This is a genomic window from Mycolicibacterium pulveris, assembly GCF_010725725.1.
Taxonomy (GTDB): Bacteria; Actinomycetota; Actinomycetes; order Mycobacteriales; family Mycobacteriaceae; genus Mycobacterium; species Mycobacterium pulveris.
Genome location: NZ_AP022599.1, coordinates 4,267,132 through 4,288,554 on the forward strand (window position 1 = coordinate 4,267,132; position 21,423 = coordinate 4,288,554).

General features: G+C 70.0%; 13 protein-coding genes. 12 read left to right on the plus strand and 1 reads right to left on the minus strand.

Annotated elements, in window-relative coordinates; all coding sequences use genetic code 11:
* The first annotated feature begins 52 nt into the window (after positions 1-52).
* The 8 genes from G6N28_RS20700 to G6N28_RS20735 are packed head-to-tail and all read left to right on the plus strand — an operon-like array spanning position 53 to position 16,738.
* Positions 53-799: a thioesterase II family protein gene (locus G6N28_RS20700; protein ID WP_163903549.1), complete on the plus strand. Its 747-nt coding sequence runs from the start codon at positions 53-55 to the stop codon at positions 797-799.
* Complete coding sequence (locus tag G6N28_RS20705) at positions 789-2,111, plus strand: beta-ketoacyl [acyl carrier protein] synthase domain-containing protein (RefSeq protein ID WP_163903551.1); 1,323 nt, start codon at positions 789-791, stop codon at positions 2,109-2,111. Before G6N28_RS20700 ends, G6N28_RS20705 begins: the two co-directional genes overlap by 11 nt.
* Complete coding sequence (mbtD, locus tag G6N28_RS20710; protein WP_163903554.1) at positions 2,111-5,101, plus strand: mycobactin polyketide synthase MbtD; 2,991 nt, start codon at positions 2,111-2,113, stop codon at positions 5,099-5,101. Before G6N28_RS20705 ends, mbtD begins: the two co-directional genes overlap by 1 nt.
* Positions 5,094-10,190 carry a non-ribosomal peptide synthetase gene (locus G6N28_RS20715; protein ID WP_163903556.1) on the plus strand — a complete coding sequence of 1,699 codons (5,097 nt, stop codon included), beginning with the start codon at positions 5,094-5,096 and terminating at the stop codon, positions 10,188-10,190. Before mbtD ends, G6N28_RS20715 begins: the two co-directional genes overlap by 8 nt.
* Positions 10,187-14,530: a non-ribosomal peptide synthetase gene (locus G6N28_RS20720; RefSeq protein ID WP_163903558.1), complete on the plus strand. Its 4,344-nt coding sequence runs from the start codon at positions 10,187-10,189 to the stop codon at positions 14,528-14,530. Before G6N28_RS20715 ends, G6N28_RS20720 begins: the two co-directional genes overlap by 4 nt.
* Positions 14,527-15,861, plus strand: coding sequence for an NADPH-dependent L-lysine N(6)-monooxygenase MbtG (mbtG, locus tag G6N28_RS20725; protein ID WP_163903560.1), 1,335 nt, complete (start codon positions 14,527-14,529; stop codon positions 15,859-15,861). The genes G6N28_RS20720 and mbtG overlap by 4 nt, the downstream gene beginning before the upstream one ends.
* Positions 15,839-16,054, plus strand: coding sequence for an MbtH family protein (locus G6N28_RS20730; protein WP_128106927.1), 216 nt, complete (start codon positions 15,839-15,841; stop codon positions 16,052-16,054). The genes mbtG and G6N28_RS20730 overlap by 23 nt, the downstream gene beginning before the upstream one ends.
* A 27-nt stretch (positions 16,055-16,081) precedes the next feature.
* On the plus strand, positions 16,082-16,738 hold the full coding sequence (locus G6N28_RS20735; protein ID WP_163903562.1) for a DUF998 domain-containing protein: 657 nt from the start codon (positions 16,082-16,084) through the stop codon (positions 16,736-16,738).
* On the opposite strand, the gene G6N28_RS20740 is transcribed toward G6N28_RS20735, so the two are convergent.
* Complete coding sequence (locus tag G6N28_RS20740) at positions 16,735-17,049, minus strand: type II toxin-antitoxin system VapB family antitoxin (protein WP_163903564.1); 315 nt, start codon at positions 17,047-17,049, stop codon at positions 16,735-16,737. The genes G6N28_RS20735 and G6N28_RS20740 overlap by 4 nt on opposite strands.
* Before the next feature lie 146 nt (positions 17,050-17,195).
* On the opposite strand from G6N28_RS20740, the gene hrcA reads away from it, so the two are divergent.
* The 4 genes from hrcA (at position 17,196) to G6N28_RS20760 (ending at position 21,420) form a co-directional block, all read left to right on the plus strand.
* Positions 17,196-18,227, plus strand: a complete 1,032-nt coding sequence (hrcA, locus tag G6N28_RS20745; RefSeq protein WP_163903566.1) for a heat-inducible transcriptional repressor HrcA — start codon at positions 17,196-17,198, stop codon at positions 18,225-18,227.
* Positions 18,228-18,268: 41 nt separating this feature from the next.
* A complete protein-coding gene (gene dnaJ, locus G6N28_RS20750) occupies positions 18,269-19,414 on the plus strand; it encodes a molecular chaperone DnaJ (protein ID WP_163903568.1) in 1,146 nt (381 codons plus the stop codon).
* A 100-nt stretch (positions 19,415-19,514) separates the two neighbouring features.
* Positions 19,515-20,264, plus strand: coding sequence for a 16S rRNA (uracil(1498)-N(3))-methyltransferase (locus G6N28_RS20755; protein WP_163903569.1), 750 nt, complete (start codon positions 19,515-19,517; stop codon positions 20,262-20,264).
* A 106-nt stretch (positions 20,265-20,370) separates the two neighbouring features.
* Positions 20,371-21,420, plus strand: a complete 1,050-nt coding sequence (locus tag G6N28_RS20760) for a PhoH family protein (RefSeq protein WP_163903570.1) — start codon at positions 20,371-20,373, stop codon at positions 21,418-21,420.
* Positions 21,421-21,423 lie beyond the last annotated feature (3 nt).

The window sequence follows — 21,423 nt, forward strand, 5'->3', positions numbered from 1 at the left end:
CCGCGCGAACCCAGGCCGTCCACCGCCGGGGAGCCGATGCGACGCCGCGCCGATGATTGACGACCAGCGTCAGCTGACCTTCGCGCCCTGGGTCAAACGCTCACCGGGGCAGCGCGCGGACGGCGCGACCGTGGTTTTCCCGCACGCGGGCGGGGCGGCGGCGGCCTACCGCTCGTTCGCGACGGCGTTGGCCGCCAACGGCACCGACGCGTTCGTCCTGCAATATCCGCAACGCGCCGACCGGCTTTCGCACCCCGCCCCCGACACCGTCGAACAGTTGGCCGCCGACCTGTTCGCGGCCGGTGACTGGACACGGCTGGGTCCGCTGCGGCTGTTCGGCCATTGCATGGGCGCGATCATCGCGTTCGAGTTCGCCCGCGTCGCCGAGGCACACGGCGCCGTCGTCGGCGCGCTGTGGGTGTCGGCCAGCCAGGCTCCGCACACGGTCGTCACCTCACCGCGGCTGCCGACCGCCGCCGCCGAGGTGGTCGCCAATATGGTCGATCTCGGGGGCACCGATCCGCGGCTGCTCGACGACGAGGAGTTCATCGACCTGCTGGTCCGGGCGGTGCGCGCCGACTATCTCGCGTTCAACCGCTACGCGTGCGGGCCGGACCGCACGATCAGCGCCGACATTCACCTGCTCGGCGGTCGCGACGACCACCAGGTGAGCCAGGAGATGTTGCGTGGGTGGGAAATACACACCGATCAGGCTGTCACGCTGACGCTCTTCGACGGCGGACACTTCTACCTCAACGACCACATCGACACGGTCGCGGAGCTGATCAATGCCACCTAGCGACCCCGACCCCGTCGTCATCGTCGGGATGGCGCTGGAGGCCCCCGGCGGCATCGAAACCGCCGACCAGTACTGGTCACTGCTCGCCGAACAACGCGAAGGCTTGAGCCCCTTCCCGCGCGACCGCGGCTGGTCGATCCGCGACGTGCTGGACGGGTCGCGGCGCGACGGGTTCAAGCCGATCCAGGATCTGGGTGGATTCCTCACCGGCGCGGCCACCTTCGATCCCGAGTTCTTCGCCATCTCGCCGCGCGAGGCCGTCGCGATGGATCCGCAGCAGCGCGTCGCGCTGCGGGTGGCGTGGCGCGCGCTGGAGAACACCGGGATCAACCCCGACGACCTCTCCGGGCACGACGCGGGTTGCTACCTCGGCGCTTCGGCGATGGGCTACGGACCCGATCTGGCCGAGTTCACCGATCTCACAGGGCATTTGATGGCAGGTACGGCGCTGGGCCCGGTGTCGGGACGGATCGCCTACACGCTCGGGCTGGCCGGGCCCGCGCTCACCATCGACACCTCGTGTTCGTCGGCGTTGACCGCGATCCACGTCGCGAGCCAAGCGCTGCGGTCCGGGGACTGCGACCTGGCGCTGGCGGGCGGGGTGTGCGTGATGGGGTCACCGGGCTTCTTCGTCGAGTTCTCCAAGCAGCACGCGCTGTCCGACGACGGCCACTGCCGTCCGTACAGCGCGCACGCGTCGGGAACGGTGTGGGCGGAGGGCGCGGCGATCTTCGTCCTGCAACGCCGGTCGGGGGCGCGTCGCGACGGCCGCCGGGTGCTGGCGGAGGTGCGCGCCACCTGCCTGAACCAGGACGGCCGATCGGTCGGTCTCACCGCGCCGAGCGGACCGGCACAGGCCAAGCTTTTCCAGCGCGCCATGGATATCGGCGCGGTGCGTCCGGAAGACATCGGGATGATCGAAGGACACGGCACCGCAACCAGGCTTGGCGACCGCACCGAGTTGATCTCGCTGTCGCAGACCTACGGCGCCACCGCACCCGGCCGCGGTGGACTGCTCGGCTCGGTGAAGTCGAACATCGGCCACACGCAGGCCGCCGCCGGCGGGCTGGGCCTCGCCAAGGTGCTGGTCGCCGCCGAGCACGGCGCCGTCCCGGCCACCCTGCACACCGACGACGCCAGCCGTGAAATCGACTGGGACAGCCAGGGGTTGCGGCTGGCCACCAAGCTCACGCCCTGGCCGGCGACCGACGGTCAGCGTGTGGGGGCGGTGAGCGCGTTCGGGATGAGCGGCACCAACGCCCATCTGATCGTCTCGATACCGGAGCACGGCACCGGAATTGAGGCGGCCTGATGGCATTGAGCACGCTGCCGGACGGACGGGTGCCCGTCGTGCTCAGCGCGCACGCCGAGGAACTGCTCGGCGCCGACGCCCGGGCGATCCTGCACTACCTGGACCGCGGACCAGACGTACACGCGGTCGCCGCGACGCTGTTGCGGACCCGCAGGCTGCGCAGGCACCGGGCAGTGCTACGCGCGGCCGGCCTCGACGAGCTGGCCGACGGCCTGCGCGCGCTGAGCGCGGACGAAGATCACCCGCTGGTCGCGCGATCCTCGCAATCACCGCGTGGCCGAACAGCATTCGTCTTTCCCGGCCAGGGCAGCCAATGGCCGTCGATGGGCGCCGAAGCGTATCACCGATCGCCGCAGTACCGGGCCGAGGTCGACCGGTGCGCCGCGGCGTTCGCCGCCACCGGTGAAGGGTCGCCGCTGCCGTACCTGACCGCCGACCGCGACGACGGCGATTGGTCGCAGGTGCAGATCCAGGCCGCGCAGTTCACCCATGCGGCGGGGCTGGCGCGGGTGTGGCGGTCGTGCGGGATAACCCCCGACATCGTGGTGGGACACAGCCTCGGCGAAGTGGCCGCGGCCTACCTCGCGGGCACCATCACGCTGGTCGACGCCGCCGCGGTGGTGATCGCCAGGGCCAAGGTGGTCGACAGCCTGCCAGGGAACTACGGCATGGCCGCGCTGGGCACCACTTTCGAGGAAGCCCAGCGGCTTTGCGCCACGATCGACGGTTGGCTCGAGGTGTCGGCGGTCAACTCCGAGTCCTCGGTCGTGGTGGCGGGGCACCGCGCCGCCGTCGAGGCGCTCGCGGCCGCCGCGGCGGCGGAGCGCGGGTTGTTCGCGCGCCGGCTCGACGTGACCTACCCCGGGCACACCAGCGCGCTGGAACCGCTGCGCGCCGAGTTCGAGGCGCTGTTGCCGCGCGGCCGATTCACCGCGGGCGCCGTCGAGTTCATCGGGTCGGCGACAGCCGACGTGGTTCCGGCAGGCACCGACTTCGTCGACTACTGGTACCGCAACCTGCGCACAACCGTGCGCTTCGACCGAGCAGTGGCGGTCGCCCGTGCCCGCGGCGCATCGAGGTTCGTTGAGCTGTCGGCGCATCCGTCGTTGTTGTTCGCCCTGGGTGATCTGGTGGCGGACGGCGCCGATGGTCCGCCTGCGACCGTCGGCTCGGGGCAGCGCGGCGAGCCGTGGCCCGACACCGTGTCCGCGGCCATCGTCCGCGCGGCGGTGACCGATCCCGGATACCGGTGGACCGATTTGGTGGACGCCGGCGTATCCGTGCTGCCGGGCTTTCCCAACGCCCCGATGCGCGCTGTTCGGCTCTGGGCGGCACCCAAGCCGCTGGCTCCGGTGGCCGGCATCACCGTGGCCGACGAGCGGTGGATCCCGGCGACGGGTGCGGGCAGCGGCGACACGGTCCGGCGGATCGCGGTGGTTGAACTCGCGGGACCCGCGGGGACCCTTGGCGATCGGCTGCGCAGCGCGGCCCGGCGCCATCCGTGCGTGCAGCCCGCCGCACCACACGAGGCCGACGTCGTCGTCGCGGTCGCGCCCGTACTCGACCATCCGGACGCCGTACTGGCCGCACACCAGATCGCCACGCTCATCGACGCCGGGCTGCTCGACTACGCCGACACGGCAGGACCGGCCTGCAAGACGCTGTGGCTGGTGACCGTCGGCGGCGAACACGTCCGACCCGAGGAACCCGTGGCCCTGCCCGCTCAGGCCGCGCTGGCCGCGATGCACCGCAGCATCGGCTTCGAACGGCCCGAGCAGACCTACCGCCGCCTGGACCTGCCCTCATGGGAGATCGGCGACGCCACGGCCGCCGCGGCACTCGACTCGGTGCTCGGCGACGCGCAGGACGTGGCCGTGCGCGACGGCGACAGCGGTCCAACGACATACGTGCGCACCGTGACCGAGTCCGCCGAGGCGGCGGTGCCGTGGTCACTGGACGACGGCGTGCTCGACAACGTGGTGATCACCGGCGGCACCGGCACCGTGGGGCTGCACTTCGCACGGTATCTCGCCGCCCGAGGCGCCCGCCGGATCGTGCTGATCAGCCGCGCCGGAATCGACGACGCCACCAGGGCGGAGCTGCTGTGTCAGGGCTCCGCCGAGATTGAAATCATCGCCGCGCGATGTGATCTCACCTGCGCACAGCAGACGGCGACGGTGGCCCGCGCCCACGGTGGAGACGGTGCCACACTGCTCATCCACGCCGCCGGTGCCGCCACATTCGCCGAACGCGACGGCATCACCGGCGCGGCGTTCGCCGACACCGCGGCGGCCAAGGTCAACGGCTTTGCACACATGATCGACCATTGGCCGCTATGTCCCGGCGCCCGGATCATGGTGTGCTCATCGGTATCCGGCGTCTGGGGCGGACGCGGCCACGGCGCGTACTCCGCGGCCAATCGGATGATCGACGTGATGGCCGGCCAGCTGCGCGCGAAGGGCCAGCACTGCGCGGCGGTGAGATACGGCTTGTGGCAAGGTGACCCGCGACGCGGCAGCGGCATCGCCGAGGGGGCCGGCGTGGCGAGCATCGAACGCTCGGGGTTGCTGCCCATGGCGCCCGACACGGCGATCGCGGCAAGCCTGTGCGAGCACCGCGGCGATCCGCTGGTGATGACCGCCGACCCCGAGCGTCTGCGGGTGTTTCTCGACGATCACACGGCCGGCGAAACACCCTCGGAAACCGCCGGACTCGATGAGGCCGCAAGCGTCGCCGACCGCGCGATGGCCGAACTTGCCGCCGTCCTGAAGCTCGACGCGAACACGATCGACCCCGAGATGTCGCTGCTCGACCTCGGCCTGGACTCACTGCTCGCGCTCGACCTGCGCAAGCGGGTGATGCGGGCGACCGGCACGAAAGTGGCGCTGGCGACGCTGCTCGGCGGTATCACCGCCCGCGAGCTCACCACCAGCCTGAACGACCCGACAGGTTCCCCACGCACAGAGAAGGTGGAAACCACGCGTGACTGACACAGTAGATATCCGCGAGGACCTCGAGCAGCGACGTCTGGAGCTGTTGCGGCGCAGGCTTGCCGAGCGCGGGCTGCGATCGACGAACGGCCGGGACGGCGCGGTCGAGGCCGGGCTCTCCGACGGCCAGCGTCGGATGTGGTTCGTCCAGATGACCGACCCCACCGGCGCGATCCTCAACATCTGCCTGTCGTACCGGCTCACCGGCGCGCTCGACGTCGCACGGCTGCACGATGCGGTCAACGCCGTCGCGGCGCGCCACCCCGCGCTGCGTACCACCTTCCATGCCGACGACGACGGCGAGCCGCAACCGACCCTGCACGACGGCCTGACGCCCGGCTGGGCCGTCCACGACCTCTGCGGGCTCTCCGAGCACGCCCGCCGACTGCGTCTGGAGGTGTTGGCGCAGCGCGAGTTCAACGCGCCGTTCGACCTCGGCACCGACGCGCCGTTGCGACTCACCGTGGTGCGTACCGGCCCCGACGAACACATCATGCTGCTGGTCGCCCACCACATCGCGTGGGACGACGGCTGCTGGCAGGTGTTCTTCGACGACCTCACCCGCGCCTACCGCGGGGAGGCGCTGCCGCCCCCCGTAGCGGCGCCCGCGGTGAACGACAAGCCGAGCGCCGAAGACCTGGATTACTGGCGCTCGGTGATGGCTGACCCGCCCGAGCCGCTGGAGCTGCCCGGGCCCAACGGATCTGCGGTCCCGACGAGTTGGCGTGCCCAGCGCTGCACGCTGAGGCTGTCCGAGCAGACGACCAAGCGGGTGGCCGCGCTGGCCAAGGAATCCGGCGCGACGCCCTACATGGTGCTGCTAGCCGCCTTCGGGGTGTTGCTGCACCGCTACACCCACGCCGACGACCTCCTGGTCGCCACCCCGGTGCTCAACCGGTCCGCCGACCTCGACGAGGTCATCGGCTACTACGGCAACACGGTGGTGCTGCGGCTTCGCCCGCAACCCAGGCAGACGTTCCGTGAAATCCTCACGCACACCCGCGAAACCACCGTCGGCGCGTTCGCGCATCAACGGACCAACCTCGACCGGGTCGTGCGGGAGCTGAACCCCGACCGCCGCCACGGCGTGGAACGGATGACCCGGGTCGCGTTCGGAGCCCGCGGCGCCGACGGTGCCGGCTTCAACCCGCCCGGCATCACGTGCGAACGCGCCGAGCTGCGTGGCCAGTTCACCCAACTGCCACTGGCGTTCATGGTCGAGTTCGACGGCCCCAACGTGGTGGTGGAAGCCGAATATCTCCTCGAGATCCTCGACGCGACCCTGGCCCGGCAGCTGCTCGACCACTACGCCGTGCTGCTCGACGACGCGCTGCGCGACACCGACCGGCCGATCAGCGAGCTGCAGTTGATGGGCCCCGCCGACCTCGAATGGCTGCGCGTCGTGTCCGCGGGCGACGAATTCCAGACCCCGGCAAAGACGTTGACGGAGTTGGTGGAGGTGCAGGTGGCCCGCACTCCCGACGCGGTGGCCGTGGTCTACGAAGGCCGCCGGTACTCCTACCGGGAGCTCAACGAGTCGGCCAACCGGGTGGCGCACTGGCTGATCGAGCAGGGCATCGGCGCCGAGGACCGGGTGGCGGTGCTGCTGGACCGCTCACCGGAGTTGGTGATCACCGCACTAGGCGTGATCAAGGCAGGCGCGATCTACCTGCCCGTCGACCCCACCTATCCCGAAGACCGGCTGACGTTCATCCTGTCCGACTCCGACCCCAAACTCGTGCTCCGCGAAGCGGTCACCGGACTGGACCGGTTTCGCGCCGACAACCCCACCGACGCCGACCGGGTGCGGCCGCTGGGCCCGGACAACACCGCCTACCTGATCTACACGTCGGGCTCGACCGGTCTGCCCAAAGGGGTACCGGTGCCGCACCGGCCGGTCGCGGAGTACTTCGTGTGGTTCGCCGACGAGTACGAGATCGACCATCGCGAGCGGCTGCTGCAGGTGGCATCACCGAGCTTCGACGTGTCGATGGGCGAGATCTTCGGCATGCTGGCCTGCGGCGGCCGACTGGTGATCCCGCGGCCCGACGGCCTTCGCGACATCGGTTACCTCACCGAACTGCTGCAGAACGAGGGCATCACCTCGATGCACTTCGTGCCGTCGCTGCTGGGGCTCTTCCTGTCGCTGCCGGGCGTGAACCAGTGGCGCACCCTGCAGCGAGTGCCGATCGGCGGCGAGGCCCTGCCCGGTGAACTCGCCGACAAGTTCCACGCCACGTTCGACGCGCTGCTGCACAACTTCTACGGGCCCACCGAAACGGTCATCAATGCGAGCCGCTACAAGGTGGAGGGCGCGCAGGGCACCCGCGTCGTGCCGATCGGCACCCCCAAGATCAACACGCAGATCCACCTGCTCGACGACGCACTGCAACCGGTGCCGGTCGGCGTCATCGGTGAGATCTACATCGGCGGAACCCATGTCGCACACGGTTATCACGACCGCCCCGGGCTGACCGCCGAGCGGTTCGTCGCTGACCCGTTCACCGTGGGCGGGCGGCTCTACCGCTCCGGCGACCTGGCCCGCCGCAACGCCGACGGCGACATCGAGTTCGTCGGGCGCGCCGACGAACAGGTCAAGATCCGCGGCTTCCGCATCGAGCTCGGCGAAGTCGCCGCGGCGATCTCGGTGGACCCCAGCGTCGGGCAGGCCGTCGTGGTGGCCAGCGATCTGCCGGGACTGGGCCGAAGCCTCGTCGGCTATCTCACGCCCGCCGCCGACACCGAGGTTGTCGACGTCGAACGCATCCGCAACCGGGTCGCCGCCGCGCTGCCGGACTACATGACACCGGCGGCGTATGTCGTCGTCGACGAGATCCCGATCACCGCACACGGCAAGATCGACCGGGCGGCGCTTCCCGAACCGGACTTCGCTGCCTCCTCCCGCGTGGCGTACCGGGAACCCGAGGGCGGCACCGAGCGCCACGTCGCGCAGCTGTTCGCCGAACTGCTCGACCGCGAGCAGGTGGGCGCCGACGACTCCTTCTTCGATCTGGGCGGCCACTCGCTGCTGGCCACCAAACTCGTTGCGGGGATACGGTCGCGGTTCAACGTCGACATCGGCGTCAAAGAGGTGTTCGAACTCGGCACGGTCGCCGCGCTGGCCGAGCGGATCGACGCGACGTCCTCGCACGGCACCGCGCGCCCCCCACTGGTCGCGATCCCGCACGACGGCCCGCTGGAGCTGTCGGCGTCGCAGCTGCGGATGTGGTTCCAGTACCGCGTCGACGGACCGAACCCGGTCAACAACATCCCGTTCGCCGCCCGCATCAGCGGACCCTGCGACGCCGATGCGTTCGTGGCGGCGGTTCGCGACGTCCTCGCCCGCCACGAAGTGCTGCGCACCACCTACCGCGAAATCGACGGCGTGCCATATCAGATCGTCAACGACATCCGTGACGCGGCGGTCCGCCGGGCACGCGGCGCCGACGACTGCTGGCTGCAGGCCGAGCTCGACCACGAGCGCAGGCAGATCTTCGACCTCGAACGCGACCTGCCCGTGCGCGCCGCGGTGTTGTCCACACCCGACGCGCACGTGGTGTCGCTGGTGGTGCACCACATCGCATCCGACCACTGGTCGGCGATGGTGTTGTTCACCGACCTGCTGACCGCCTACCGGTCCCGCCGCACCGGTCAGCCACCGAGGTTCGCGCCGCTGCCGGTGCAGTACGCCGACTACGCGGCGTGGCAGGCCAGGCTGCTCGCCGACCCCGAAGGTCCCACCGCGGCGCAACGCGAATACTGGCGCGCGCAGCTCGCGGGACTGCCGGAGAACCCCGGCCTGGCACCGGATTTCGCTCGCCCGGCCGTGCTAAGCGGCGACGGCGACGCCGTCGAGTTCGGTATCGACACGGCGACCCGCGAGAAGTTCGCCGCGCTCAGCCAGGAACTCGGCGTCACCGAGTTCATGCTGCTGCAGGCCGCGGTGGCCGTGGCCTTGCACAAGGCCGGTGAGCGGCCGGACATCCCGCTGGGCACCCCGGTCGCCGGGCGCACCGAAGCCGAACTCGACCAGCTGATCGGGTTCTTCATCAACATCGTGGTGCTGCGAAACGACCTGCGGGGCAACCCCACGCTTCGCGAGGTGTTGCAACGGTCCCGCGATACCGCGCTGGAGGCCTATGCGCACCAAGACCTTCCGTTCGACCAGGTGGTCGACGTGGTGAGCCCGACGCGGTCGCTGTCGCGTAATCCGCTGTTCGGGGTCGTGGTACACGTGCGTGATGGGCTGCCCGTCGACCACCCGATCGAGTCCAGCGCAGAGGGGGACACCACGTTCACCGCGCTGGAGCCGCCCTTCGACGTCGCACACGCCGATCTGTCGGTCAACTTCTTCGCCACCGACGACGGCTACCGCGGCCATGTCATCTACCGCACCGACCTGTATCGCCGGGGCACCGCCGAACGGCTGGTCGGATGGCTGGGACGGGTACTGGCGGCGTTCGCCGACGATCCCGACCAGCGGGTGCGCGACGTGCAGATCGCCGACCGCGACGAGCGGCGTCAGGTACAACAGTTCAGTGCCGCAGCACAAGTCAGCATCCTTGACGGCTGGCGCGATCCCGTTCCGATAGGTGTGGTCGGCGACCTCTACGACCACGTGGTCGACGAAACCGGCGTGCGCCTTCGGGCCCGCGGCAAGCGGGGAAGGTGGACCGAGGACGGCCGCGTGGAGGTCGTCGAAGCCGCCTCCGTCCCCCGGCCGTCGGCGCCAACCGGGCCCGCCGAGCCGGCCCGCACCGACACCGAGCGGGCACTGGCCGCGATCCTGGCCGGCGTGCTCGACGTGCCCGAGGTCCACCGCACCGACGGCTTCTTCGAACTCGGCGGCGACTCGATCCTGGCGGTACAGGTGGCCGCCCGGGCCCGCGACGCAGGCCTGACGCTCACCCCCCGGATGGTTTTCGAGCACCCCACCGTCTCCGAACTGGCCGCCAAGGTCGACGAGGCCGGCGATACCGCACCGGACGCCGACACCCATCACGAGCCGATGTCGACCTCCGGGCTGTCGCCAGAAGAGCTCGCGGCCGTGACGTCGATGTGGACCGCGTCGCGCGACGGTGCCCCATGACCGCGACCGAGGCGACGCCCGCCATCGAAGACGTGATGGCGCTGAGCCCGCTGCAGCAGGGGCTCTACTCGCTGGCGAAGCTCAGCGACGACGACCGCGGCGATCCCTATGTGATCGCCATGGCCGCCGACATCAGCGGCACGTTGGACACCGCACTGCTACGCGACTGCGCCGCAACGATGCTGGCGCGCCATCCCAACCTGAGGGCGAGTTTCCTGCAGGCCAACCCGGGCCGGCCGGTGCAGGTGGTGCCCACCCGGGTCGACGTGCCCTGGCGGCAGATCACCGCGACCGCCGACGAGGTGGACGCGCTGGAGGCCGACGAGCGCCGCCGCCCGTTCGATCTCGAACGCGGACCGGCCATCCGATTCCTGCTCATCGCATTGCCGCGGTCGCGGTGGCGATTGATCGTCGTCGCCCACCACATCATCATCGACGGATGGTCGCTGCCGCTGTTCGTCGGTGAGCTGATCACGCTGTACCGGTCGAGCGGTGACCTCGCCGCCCTTCCGCCGCCGCCGCGACCGTACCGCGACTACATCGGTTGGCTCGCTGATCGAGACCGGGACGCCAGCCGGGAGCTGTGGCGGGAACACCTTGCCGGCCTCGACGGTCCGACGCTGCTGACGCCCGCGCTGACCACCGGTGAGCCGCCGGACGGAGCGCCGCGGCGCACCGAGTTGAAGCTGGACCGTCAAGGCACCGCCGAACTGTCAGAGGCCGCGCGCGCCCGCGGTGTCACCGTGAACACCCTGATGCAGATGGCATGGGCCACACTGTTGTCGGCGTTCACCGACCGCAGCGATGTGGTGTTCGGGGTGACGGTGTCCGGGCGCCCAGGTGAGCTCACCGGCGTGGAGACGATGGTCGGGCTGTTCATCAACACGGTGCCACTACGGGTGCGGCTGGACCCGGTGGCGTCGGTCGGTGCGCAATGCCGCGCGGTGCAGCGGGAGGCCGCGCTGTTGCGCGATCACAGCCACGTGCCGCACGCGGAGCTGCGGGCGCTGGGCGGTGTCGGAGAGATGTTCGACAGCCTGCTGGTGTACGAGAACTTTCCACCGGGAGGGCTGGTCGGGGGCGGCGATTTCACCGCCAACGGCGCGACGTTCCGTCCGGCGGCGCTGGAGAGCCTGTCGCACTTCCCGGTCACCATCGCCGCGCACATGGTCGACGACCAACTGACCGTGCTGGTCGAAGCGATCGACGGGGCGCTCGGCCTGATGAGCGCTGAGTCGCTGGGCCGGCGTCTGCTGGCGACCGTGGAGCGTCTGATCAGCCACTGGGACCGTCCGCTGCGCGACGTCAGCGTGCTGCTCGACGGTGAGGGCTCGCCGCCAGCCCAGATCGCCCCCGCCCCAACAGATGACGGTGTGCATACGACCTTCACCGCCGTCGCGAACCGCAGGTTGGCATCGGTGGCCCTGAGCTGGCCCGGCGGTGAGCTGACCTTCCGCGAACTCGATGAAGCAGCCGACCGGCTGGCCGCCGCGCTGGCGCGTCGTGGCGTCGAGCCCGAACGCCCGGTGGCGATCCGCCTCGCCCGCGGCCCCGAGTATGTGATCGCGATGTTCGCGGTGTTGAAGGCCGGGGGCGTGATCGTTCCGCTCGACCCGTCCATGCCCGCCGACCGCGTCGCCGACATCCTGCAGCAGTGCGACGCGACCCTGGTCATCGACGACACGCTCATCGCCGCGACCGCCGACGAACCGGTTGGGGATTTCGAACCCGTTGCGGCACAGCCGGGCCAGGCCGCCTATGTGGTGTTCACCTCGGGCACCACCGGACGACCGAAGGGCGTCATCGGCACCCATCAGGCCCTGCTGGCCTACGCCGAGGACCACGCTGAGAATGTGTTGCGCCCCGCGGCGGCCCGGCTGCGGCATCCGCTGCGGGTCGCCCACGCGTGGTCGTTCGCGTTCGACGCCGCCTGGCAGCCGCTGGCCGCGCTGCTGGATGGGCACGCCGTTCACATCGTCGACGGCGACGTGCAGCGGGATGCCGAGGCGTTGGTGCAGACGATCGGGCGGTACGGCATCGACATGATCGACACCACCCCGTCGATGTTCGCCCAACTGCACGCCGAAGGCCTGCTCACCACGGTGCCCCTCGGGGTGCTCGCGCTGGGCGGGGAGGCCGTCGGCGTCCCGGCATGGAACCTGATCCGCCACGAATGCGCCCGCACCGGCATGGCGGCCTACAACTGTTACGGCCCAACCGAAACCACGGTGGAAGCCGTCGTCGCCACCATCGCCGATCACGAGCAACCCACGATCGGGCGGCCGACCTCGCCCAGCCGCGCCTATGTCCTGGACTCCTGGCTGCGGCCGGTGCCCGACGGTGTCGCCGGCGAGCTGTACCTGGCCGGTGGCCAGGTGACCCGCGGTTACCACGGCAGGCCGGGGGAGACGGCGAGCCGATTCGTCGCCGACCCGTTCGTAGCCGGGCAGCGGATGTACCGCACCGGCGATGTGGTGCGCCGCCAGGTCGACGGTGCACTGCAGTTCCTGGGTCGCAGCGATGCCCAGCTGAAAGTTCGCGGCTTCCGGGTGGAGCCCAGCGAGATCGCCGCGGTGCTGCACAGTCATCCGGCGGTGCACCACGTCCACGTCGCGGTGCGCAGAAAACGCGGGGGGCCACGGTTGACCGCCTACGTGGCCGCCGACCCGGCGCCCGCCGTGGCCGAACTGCGCAACCTGCTGGCAAAGCGGTTGCCGCGCTATATGGTTCCGCACGCCATCGTCGTCGTCGACCAGATACCGCTGACCTCGCACGGCAAGGTCGACGACGCCGCGCTGGGCGCCATCGCCGTCGACGACGGCCCGGCTATCGCCGCCGAAACCGAAACCGAGACCGCCCTCGTCGAGGTGCTCGCCGAGCTGTTGGACTGCGTCGAGGTCGACGTCACCGCGGACTTCCTGGCGCTCGGGTTGGACAGCATCGTGGCGCTCTCGGTGGTGCAGGCCGCGCGGCGACGCGGGATTCCGTTGCGGGCCCGGCTGATGCTGGAATGCGGAACCATCCGCGAACTCGCGGCCGCGATCGACAACGAGTCGGTCGGCGTCCAACGCGACGACGACCACGAGGACGGCCCGATCCCCGTGCTGCCCAACGTGCATTGGCTCTACGAACACGGCGACCCGCGCCGGCTCGCGCAGACCGAGGCGATCTGGCTGCCCGACGGCATCACCGGCGAACACCTGCAGCAGATGTTGCGAACGGTTGTCGACGGACACGAGGTGCTTCGTTGCCGGCTCGACGTCGACACGATGACGCTCGTGCCCCACGAACCGGGCGACATCCTGACCGAGGCGATAGTCGACGGCGACCTGACCCAAGCAGTCGCCCGCCACACCGAGGAGTCCGTGCAACGCCTTGACCCGCAACGGGGTTCGATGCTGTCGGCGGTGTGGCTGCGCCGACCCGACGGGCCCGACGTGCTGGTGCTCACCGCTCACGTGCTCGCGCTGGACCCGGCGTCATGGCGGATCGTGCTCGGTGAGCTCGACGCGGCGTGGCACACGATCGCCGCAGGCAACACGCCGGCACCGATGCGCGAACACACCAGCTTCCGAAAGTGGGCCCGCCTGCTGGGTGAGCGGGCACAGCAGCTGCAGACCTGCGATTTCTGGGCCGCACAACTCGACGGCGAGGACCCCGCGATCGGCGCGCGGCGGCTGCAGCCGCAGACCGACCGGGTGGGTGACGTCGTCGTCACCGTTTCGGTCGCCGGCGCCGACGTCAGCGCCCGGCTGGTGTCCTCGGCGGTGCCGACCGCGCACCTGTTGGCGGTCGCGGCCGCGCGCACCGTCACCCGCTGGCGGCGGCATCGCGGACAGGACCCGCAGCCGACGCCGCTGCTGGCGCTGGAAACGCACGGCCGCGCCGACGGCATCGTCGGGGGCGCGGACATCTCCGACACCGTGGGCCTGCTCTCCGCGATCTACCCGCTGCGGGTGTCGTCGACGCAGGACCTGACCGCCATCCCCGGCGATGGGATCGACTACGGTCTGCTGCGCTATCTGCGTGCCGACACCGCCGAGCGCCTGCGCGGCCACCGCGACCCCCAGCTGCTGCTGAACTTCCTCGGCCGCATCCACGTCGGGCTCGACGGCGGCGCGCTCAGGGTGGATCGCGAGTTGCTGAAGGACGTAACGCCGTTGCCCGAACCCGACCTCGCGGTCCGGCACGAGCTGACCATCATCGCCGCCGTCCTCGGCGCCGCCGACGCTCCCGTGTTGGCCACGCAGTGGCGCACGGTGCCCGAAGTCCTCTCGGCTGGCGATGTCGCCACTCTTCAGTCGCTGTGGCAGGAGTCATTACGAGAGGTGGTGTCATGACCAGGTCCTCAACCCCGACATTGGTTGTGGTCGGTGCCGGGGTCAAGGCGGTCGCGGTCGCCGCCAAGGCCGCGGTGCTGCGTGAAATGGACATCGCCGTACCCCGCATCGTCGCCGTGGAACGCACTGCGGTGGCGGCCAATTGGCGGGCCGACGGTGGCTGGACCGACGGCCAGCACCGGCTCGGCACCAGCCCCGAGAAGGATGTCGGCTTTCCCTACCGGTCCTCGTTGGTGCCGCGCCGCAACGCCGAACTCGACGAGCGGATGACCAGGTACAGCTGGCAGTCCTACCTCATCGGAACCAACCAGTTCGCCGAATGGGTGGACCGCGGCAGGCCGGCGCCCACCCACAAGAAGTGGAGCCAGTATCTGCGCTGGGTCGCCGACAACGTCGACATGAACGTGATCTTCGGTGAGGTGCAGCGGATCTCGGTTGACTCCGGCGCCAACGGGCAGCGCTGGGCGGTGCACACCGCGGATCAGTGCGTCGACGGCGACGGCCTGATGATCACCGGTCCCGGGCAGCCCGAGCGGTCGATCCTTCCCGGCAACCCGCGGGTGTTGTCCATCGCCGAGTTCTGGCACCGCGCCGCGCAGTGTGAGCTGATCGCCGCCGAACGTGTGGCGGTGATCGGTGGTGGCGAGTCCGCCGCGTCGATGCTCAACGAGCTGTTCCGACACCGGGTTTCCACCATCACCGTGATCTCGCCGCAGGTGACGTTGTTCACCAGGGGCGAGGGTTTCTTCGAGAACACGCTGTTCTCGGATCCCACCGGCTGGACGGGCCTGACGCTCGACGAGCGTCGCGACGCGCTGACCCGGACCGACCGCGGCGTGTTCTCTGCCCGGGTGCAGGAGGCGCTGCTGTCCGATGACCGGATTCGGCACCTGCGCGGCCGGGTCGCGCACGCCGTGGCCCGCGACGGCCGAATCCGCTTGACGCTGAGCACGAATCAGGGCGCCGAACGCCTGGAAACCGTGCACGGATTCGACCTGGTGATCGACGGTTCGGGCGCCGATTCGGCGTGGTTCATACCGCTGCTTGGCCAGGACGCGCTGGATCTGCTCGAGATCGGTCTGGGCGGTCCGCTGACCGCCGATGCGCTGCAGGACGCCATCGGCTACGACCTCGCCGTCACCAATGTCACCCCGAAGCTGTTTCTGCCCGCCCTGTCCGGGCTGACGCAGGGGCCCGGCTTTCCCAACCTGTCCTGTCTCGGGCTGCTGTCGGACCGGATACTCGGCGCGGACATCGGTGCGGGCACCGAGCCCGACGACACCGCCGATCGAGCAACGAGGAGAAGCGATGAGCACCAACCCGTTCGATGACCCCGACGGCACGTTCTATGTGCTCGCCAACGACGAGGATCAGCACAGCCTGTGGCCCGGGTTCGCCGACCCGCCCGCTGGGTGGCGCGTCGTATTCGGTGAGGGCACGCGCGAGGACTGCATGACCTACATCGAGCAGAACTGGACCGACATCCGGCCACGCAGCCTGAAGGCGGCCATCGGCGCGGGGTGACCGGGCGGCTGCTCTACGTTGGGTGCCGTGGCATCCCCTGCGGCATCCCCGACGCGGCCGAGGACCCTCGCGGTCGGTGCGGCGTGTTGGATCGCCGCGGCCATCGGCTACGTCGTCCTCGAACTGCTGACCGCGGTGGCGTTACCCGGGTACAGCTACACCGGGCACTACATCAGCTCGCTCGGCGTTCCGGCGTGGTCACCGCGCGCATACCTGATCAACGCGGCGTTCTACGCCCAGGCGGTGCTGTTTCTCACCGGCGCGCTGCTGGTCGCCCGGTCGGTGCGGGGTCGCTTCAGCGCGGTGCTCGTCGTGCTGGCGGCGCTCACCGCCGTCGGCAACATCCTGGTCGGCACCGTGTACGGCGGTTCTGCGCTGTGGACCAACGGATTCGAATGGCTGCACGTGCTCGGCGCGTTCCTGGCGATACTGGGCGGCAACGCCGCGGCGCTGGCCGGCTCCCCCGTGGTGGCCCGCGTCACCGCTGCCCGATGGTATCTGCCGACCGGGGTGCTGATCGGGTTGGCGGGCATCGCGATCTTCGCGATGCTGCAGAACTACAACGACTGGACCGTGAACTACGCGCCGGTCGGGCTCGTCGAACGCGGCTGTGTGTACACGATCCTGATCTGGCAGCTGCTCAGCGGCCTGCTGTTGACGCTGGCCGCCGCGGCGGGCGACTAGACCTGCCGGCCTAATGGCACGTCCATGTCGAACACCCGGGCGTGAAGCACGGTGCGGTTGCGCAGCGCGGCCCGCACCGCGCGGTGCAGGCCATCCTCCAGATAGATGACGCCCTTCCACCGCACCGCGTGCGGAAACAGATCGCCGTAGAACGTCGAGTCCTCCGACAGCAACCGGTCCAGGGCCAGCACCGTCGTCGTCGTCACCAGCTCGTCGAGCCGGATCTGCCGCGGCGGGATCCGGGCCCACTGCCGGTGGGTCAGGCCATGATCGGGATACGGACGGCCCTCCCGGACGCCCTTGAAGATCATCTGGCCGACGTCCCCCGCATCTGTGACTGGGGCAACGGCTTCACGCTGCGAAGGCTATCGCAAACCGGCGATCGCCACGCGCGCTGCGGCGGCGGGCTATCACCGCTGCTGATGACCGTAAACTGGATGGCGATTGGAGGTGAACCATGGGGAGTGCCGAGGAGCGTCGCTTCGAGGTGCTGCGCGCTATCGTCGCTGACTTCGTGGCCACCAAAGAGCCGATCGGCTCCAAGTCCCTTGTGGAACGCCACAACCTCGGGGTCTCGAGCGCGACGGTCCGCAACGACATGGCCGTCCTCGAAGCCGAGGGCTACATCACCCAGCCGCACACCAGCTCGGGCCGGGTGCCCACCGAGAAGGGCTACCGCGAGTTCGTCGACCGGATTCACGACGTCAAGCCGTTGTCGGCGGCTGAACGACGCGCGATCTTTTCGTTCCTGGAGTCCGGTGTCGATCTGGACGACGTGCTGCGCCGCGCCGTGCGGCTGTTGGCCCAGCTCACCCGCCAGGTGGCGATCGTTCAATATCCGACGCTGACCGCGTCGACCGTGCGCCGCCTAGAGGTCGTGCCGCTGACGCCGGCCCGGGTGTTGCTGGTGGTGATCACCGACTCCGGCCGCATCGACCAGCGCATCGTCGAGCTCGGCGACACCATCGACGACCACGAACTCGGACAGCTCCGTGACCTGCTGGGCCAGGCGCTGGAGGGCAAACCGCTGTCGGCCGCGTCGGCGGCGGTGGCCGAGCTGGCGGCGCAGCTGGACGGGACCGGTGGCCTGTCGGACGCGATCGGTCGCGCGGCCACCGTGCTGGTGGAAACCCTCGTCGAACACCGCGAGGAGCGGCTGCTGCTGGGCGGCACCGCCAACCTGACCCGCAACACCGCCGATTTCGGCGGCAACCTCCGCTCCGTGCTCGAGGCGCTGGAGGAACAGGTCGTGGTGCTGCGGCTGCTGGCCGCGCAGCAGGAGGCGGGCAAGGTCACCGTGCGTATCGGCCACGAAACCGAGGCCGAGGAGATGTCGACGACGTCGGTGGTGAGCACCGCCTACGGTAGTGCGGGCAAGGTGTATGGCGGCATGGGCGTGTTGGGACCCACCCGGATGGACTATCCGGGAACTATCGCTAATGTCGCTGCGGTTGCTCTTTATATCGGCGAAGTCTTAGGCAGCCGATAGGTCAAGCAGCAGACAGACAGGCACAGACAGGCAGGTCAGGCGTGGCACGCGACTACTACGGGCTGCTCGGGGTGAGCAAGGGCGCCAGCGATTCCGAGATCAAGCGCGCCTATCGGAAGCTGGCGCGTGAACTGCATCCCGACGTCAACCCCGACGAAGAGGCCCAGGCGCGGTTCAAGGAGATCAGCGTCGCCTACGAGGTACTCAGCGATCCGGAGAAACGCCGCATCGTCGACCTGGGCGGCGATCCGCTCGAGTCCGCGGGCGCCGCGGGCAACGGGTTCGCCGGCTTCGGCGGGCTCGGCGACGTGTTCGAGGCGTTCTTCGGCGGCGGCGCGACGTCGCGCGGGCCGATCGGCCGGGTGCGGCCCGGCTCGGACTCGCTGCTGCGGATGCGGCTGACCCTGGAGGAGTGCGCGACCGGGGTGACCAAGCAGGTCACCGTCGACACCGCGGTGTTGTGCGATCTGTGCCACGGCAAGGGCACCCACGGCGACTCGCGGCCGGTCACCTGCGACACCTGCGGCGGGCACGGCGAGATCCAGACCGTGCAGCGCTCGCTGCTCGGGCAGGTCATGACGTCGCGGCCGTGCCCGGTGTGCGGCGGGGTCGGCGAGGTCATCCCCGACCCGTGCCACCGCTGCGGCGGCGACGGCCGGGTGCGTGCGCGGCGCGACATCAGCGTCAAGATCCCCGCGGGCGTCGGCGACGGGATGCGGGTGCGGCTGGCCGCCCAGGGCGAGGTCGGGCCCGGCGGCGGACCCGCGGGCGACCTGTACGTCGAGGTGCACGAAAAGCCGCACGAGGTGTTCGTGCGTGACGGCGACGACCTGCATTGCACGATCTCGGTGCCGATGGTCGACGCCGCGTTGGGCACCACCGTCACCGTCGACGCGATCATCGACGGCCCGACCGAGATCACCATCGCGCCCGGCACCCAGCCCGGACAGGTGACGACGCTGCGCGGCCACGGCATGCCCCACCTGCGCAGCGGGGTGCGCGGCGACCTGCACGCCCACATCGAGGTCGTCGTGCCGTCGCGGCTGGATCACGAGGACACCGAGCTGCTGCGCAAGCTGCGGGAACGCCGCGGCGACGCCGCCGAGGTGCGCTCCACCAACGGGTCGTCGCCGTCGTCGGGCGGGGGACTGTTCTCCCGGCTGCGCGAAACGTTCAGCGGCCGCTGATGGGCTTGCGTCGGTCACCCTTTCCGCGAATTCTGCACCAGGGCGGTGATCGCCGCCGGCTGACGACCCTGCGGCAGAAATCGGTGCCGCGGTAAGACCGATGACCGACGCGTTGTTCTACGTCGACGCGCTACCCGAGCCGGGCGGGTTGGCCGTGGTGGACGGCGACGAGGGCTTTCACGCCGCCAACGTGCGCCGCATCCGCGCAGGTGAACGCCTGGATCTCGGCGACGGCGCCGGAGAGGTGGCGCACTGCGTCGTCGAGGAGACGGGCAAGGCCCGGCTGACTGCGCGGGTGCTGGATCGGCGCCGCGTCCCGCCCGCCCGCCCGGCGGTCACCGTCGTGCAGGCGCTCCCCAAGTCCGACCGCGCCGAGCTGGCCGTCGAACTGGCGACCGAGGCCGGAGCCGATGCGTTTCTCGCCTGGCAGGCGACCCGCTGCGTGGCCCGCTGGGACAAAGCGGCCAAGGTCGACAAGGGGCTGCGGCGCTGGGCCGCGGTGGCCCGCTCAGCGGCCCGCCAGTCGCGGCGGCCCTACATTCCCGACATCGCAGGCGTGGTGTCGACGGCGCAGCTGGCGGCGCGGGTCCGAGACGAGGTGGCGGCGGGTGCGGCGGTGCTGGTGTTGCACGAATCGGCCATGCAGCCACTCGCCGACGTCGCACTGGCGCAAGCGGATTCGCTGATGCTGATCGTCGGACCGGAAGGCGGTGTCGCCGACGAGGAGATCGCGGCACTCGGCGACGCCGGCGCGATTGCGGTGCGGCTGGGCCCCACGGTGCTGCGGACGTCGACGGCGGCGGCGGTCGCGCTCGGCGCCCTGGGTGTGCTGACCGGCCGGTGGGGCTGAGCCGGGCGTCTGCGGTAAACATTGGGAAGCGTCGCGGCCCGGCGGTAAACTGGGGATTCCTGGCAAACCGCCAGGCCAGAACACAGAAAGCAGGCACTGAACCCTCTTGACGCCCCGCGAGAACGCTGACTCGTCGCAGGCTGAGCAGTCTCCCGAGTCGGTACGCAGCAGCATCGATGTTCCGCCCGACCTCGTCGTGGGCCTTCTGGGTTCCGCCGACGAGAATCTTCGCGCCCTCGAGCGCATCCTGGCGGCCGATATCCATGTCCGCGGCAACGCGCTGACCCTGTCCGGGGAACCGGCCGACGTCGCGCTGGCCGAGCGGGTGGTTTCCGAGTTGATGGCGATCGTGGCCAGCGCCCAGTCGCTGACCCCCGACGTCGTACGACACAGCGTGAACATGCTCACCGGCGCGGGCAACGAGTCGCCCGCCGAGGTGCTGACCCTCGACATTCTGTCGCGGCGCGGCAAGACGATCCGGCCAAAAACGCTGAACCAGAAGCGTTACGTCGACGCCATCGACGCACACACCATCGTCTTCGGCGTCGGCCCGGCGGGCACCGGCAAGACGTATCTGGCAATGGCCAAGGCGGTCAGCGCATTACAGGCCAAGCAGGTCAACCGGATCATCCTGACCCGGCCGGCCGTCGAGGCGGGGGAGCGGCTCGGTTTCCTGCCCGGCACGCTCAGCGAGAAGATCGACCCCTATCTGCGGCCGCTCTACGATGCGCTGCACGACATGATGGATCCGGAGCTGATCCCAAAGCTGATGAGCGCCGGGGTGATTGAGGTCGCACCGCTGGGATATATGCGGGGCCGGACCCTCAATGACGCGTTCATCATCTTGGACGAGGCGCAGAACACCACCGCCGAGCAGATGAAGATGTTCCTGACCCGGCTGGGGTTCAACTCGAAAATCGTTGTCACAGGCGATATCACGCAGGTGGACCTGGCCGGCGGCGCCAACTCGGGACTGCGCGCGGCGATGCGCATTCTCGAAGGCATCGACGACATCCACTTCGCCGAACTCACCAGCGCCGACGTCGTGCGCCACCGGCTGGTCTCAGAGATCGTGGACGCCTACGCACGACACGACGAGCCCACCCAGCTGAACCGGGCCCAGCGGCGCGCCATGGCGAACAGGTCACAACGGTAGCCC